This is a genomic window from Methylobacterium sp. WSM2598, assembly GCF_000379105.1.
GTDB lineage: Bacteria > Pseudomonadota > Alphaproteobacteria > Rhizobiales > Beijerinckiaceae > Methylobacterium.
The window spans coordinates 7,320-10,452 of sequence record NZ_KB900611.1; the positions used below are offsets into that span (position 1 = coordinate 7,320).

The window sequence follows — 3,133 nt, forward strand, 5'->3', positions numbered from 1 at the left end:
ATGATGGAGGTCTGGAAGAAGGCGACGGCAGCCTTCTCCGCCGTGCTCAATGAACGGTCCAAGAACGAGCAGGGGATCGCGTCGAGCCGCGAGCTGATGGCGCTCTGGGTCGAGACTGCCAACGACGTTCTGCTGGAGGCGCAGCGGTCGGAGGAGTTTCTCAAGAGCCAGCGCGAGACGCTGAAAGCCTCGACGGACTTGCGGCTTGCTCAGCAGGATATCGCTGAGTTCTACAGCCAGATGTTCGGCTACCCGACCCGCGCCGAACTCGACGACGTGCATCAGAGCCTCACGCAGCTGCGCCGGGAAGTCAGGGCGCTCAGTCGCCAGAGGCGGACTAGCGGAAAATCAGAAGGAGAGCCGACATGAGCCGCTCTGCCAAATCCAAAGCCGCGCTTGATCCCTTCGCGGAGGCGGCAGCGCTTGGAAAGCGGCTCGCGGAAGGAGTCAAGCTCTTCCAGGAGGTCCGCGACGAGGACGTTCAGATTGCGACGAGCGAGAAAGATGTAATCTGGCAGCAGGATAAGGTCACACTGTACCGCTACCGATCTCTTTCCGAGCAAAAGGTCAGGACACCCGTCCTCATCGTCTATGGGCTCATCGGTCGCTACACGATGGCTGACCTGCAGGAGGATCGCTCGCTCGTTCGCAATCTGCTGAAGCTCGGTGTTGACCTCTACGTGGTGGACTGGGGCAATCCGAGCCGAGCCGACCGCTTCGTGACGCTCGATGACTACATCGACGGCTATCTGGCTGAGTGCGTGAACGTCATCTCCGAGGCGAATGGGGGGGGCGAAGATCAATCTACTCGGGATTTGCGAGGGTGGGACCTTCACAACTTGCTACGTGGCGCTGCACCCCGAGGACGTCAACGCGATGGTGCTGACGATCACGCCGATCGACTTCCACGCCGACACTGTCGAGAACCGCAAAGGTCACGGCTTCATCAACATGTGGACGCGCAGCCTTGAGCCTGATGACATTGACCGCCTCATCGAGGCGCACGGCACGTTGCCGGGTGAATTCATGGGTTCGGTGCTCTCGCTGATGACGCCGATGCGCACGACAACCAAGTACAACCTTGATTTTCTTGACGTAATCGACGATAACAAAAAATTTATGAGCTTCTTGCGTATGGAAAAATGGATTTCTGATCGGCCGCACCATCCTGGTGAAGCCGCCAAGCAGTGGTTGAAAGATCTTTATCAAGATAACAAGCTGGCAAAAAACTCCTTTCAACTCAATGGTCGAGCAGTTGATCTTGGGAAAATCAAATGGCCGGTCTTGAACATCTACGCAAAAGATGATCATATCATTCCACCGGCAACATCGCAGGCACTCAAGCAATTCGTCGGCACGTCGGACTATACCGAGCTGCCGCTCCCAGGGGGGCACGTCGGCGTATTCGTCGGCGGGAGGGCGCAGAGCCTGCTTGGGACCAGCATCGCCGAGTGGTTGACTGGGCGCGAGTAAGGGACGAACGACCGTGGCACTCAAGAACAAGATTGAACCGCCCCGGGATTTCCGGAGGCTCCAACTCTTGAGAGGATGGAGCCATGAGGAAGCATACCCCCCCTTCTCGCCTGAGATCCGCGAGCGGGGCGGTCCGGATGGTCCGGGGGCACCAGGGCGAGCACGGCTCGCAATGAAAGTTCTTACCGCACGCGCCGTTCTGGTTGCAACGGCAGGCTTGATGACCGTCGCCGCCACTCATTCGGCACAGGCCCAGGACAGGCGAAACGTCCAGGAGCCGGTTCCGCCGACGCAGGTCTGCGCAGTCCTGAGTGCGGACGACGCTCCGTCGGCCAAGGTCGGACAAGCGAAATTGCAGGCCGCCCTGGACGGCTGCCGGACGGGCCAAGCGGTGCGGCTCACGCCCAGCAGGACGAAGGCGGTGTTCGCGAGCGGGCCGATCGAGATGCGGGCCGGCGTGGTTCTCTGGCTCGACGCCGGGGCCGTGCTCGCCGCCGAGCCCGATCCTCGCCTCTACGACCTCGGCGACGGCCGTTGCGGACTGATCAATAACGCCGGGGGGGGATGCCGGCCTTTCCTCAATTTTCACAAGGCCAACGGCGCGGGCCTGATGGGCGACGGCACGATCGACGGCCAGGGCGGGGCGGTCATGATCGGCAAGGCGGAGACCTGGTGGGCCCTGGCCAGTCGCGCTCAGGTCGAGGGTAGGGAGCAGAACGTCCCCCGGCTGGTGCAGATCGACAGCTCGAACAACATCACCGTATACCGGATCACGCTGCGCAACGCGCCGAACGTACACATCGCCATGAACAAGGTCCAGGGCGTGACGGTGTGGGGCGTCACCATCAACACCCCGGCCGATGCCCGAAACACGGACGGGATTGATCCAGGCGCGGCGATGGACGTGACCATCGCCCGCACCTTCATCAGCACCGGCGACGACGACATCGCCATCAAGGCCGGCGACAACGGAGCGACCCGCCACGTCTCCATCTTGGACATCCACATCTATTCGGGGCACGGGCTCTCGATTGGCAGTGAGACGAACAGCGGCGTCAGCGACGTCCTCGTCCGAAACGTCACCATCGACGGCGCGGTGTCAGGCCTGAGAATCAAGAGCGATCCGAGTCGGGGCGGTTTGGTGCAGGCGGTCCGCTACGAGAACGTTTGCGTGCGCGGAAGTCGGCGGCCGATCGACTTCGACACGCGCTATGATCCACGCGCTCAGGGTACGAAGATCCCCGTGTATAGCAACATCGTCCTGCGCCAAGTTGCCGGAGAGGGCGGTCGGCTGGTCATGCACGGGTACGACGCCGCTCACCCCTTGGGCGTTTCGCTGGATGGCGTTCGCTTCGTCGACAACGCGACGTGGGACGTGGTCAACACCCAGGCCATCGTCATGGCGGGTGGCGTGACCCCGCCGATTGGCGCCCCGGCGGCGGCGTGGTCGGCGGTCAACGGGCCGAACTGCAAGGCTCTTTGGACGCCGTTTCCGGGCGACACGGCGGTGCAGTCCCATTGAGAGGGGATGGCTTCGACCGGGCGTGATGGGGTGGACATCGAGTAATCGCGGGGGGCGTGTCGCAAACGTTCAACGCCCGAAAAAATCGTCTCCGAACAGGGCGTGACGAGGCCTGCTCACCGCCTGCTGACCCCCTCC

General features: G+C 62.2%; 2 protein-coding genes and 1 pseudogene. All 3 read left to right on the forward strand.

Going from position 1 to position 3,133, the window contains the following annotated elements; genetic code table 11:
* Window positions 1-369: poly(R)-hydroxyalkanoic acid synthase subunit PhaE (locus tag MET2598_RS0135160; protein WP_018264028.1), on the forward strand; the 369-nt coding region annotated here is incomplete at its 5' end.
* Window positions 366-1,473, forward strand: a pseudogene (gene phaC / locus MET2598_RS43635) (class III poly(R)-hydroxyalkanoic acid synthase subunit PhaC). The gene MET2598_RS0135160 and the pseudogene phaC, both read left to right, overlap by 4 nt.
* Before the next feature lie 220 nt (window positions 1,474-1,693).
* Window positions 1,694-2,995, forward strand: a complete 1,302-nt coding sequence (locus MET2598_RS0135170) for a glycoside hydrolase family 28 protein (protein ID WP_236728944.1) — start codon at window positions 1,694-1,696, stop codon at window positions 2,993-2,995.
* The last annotated feature ends 138 nt before the right edge of the window (window positions 2,996-3,133 follow it).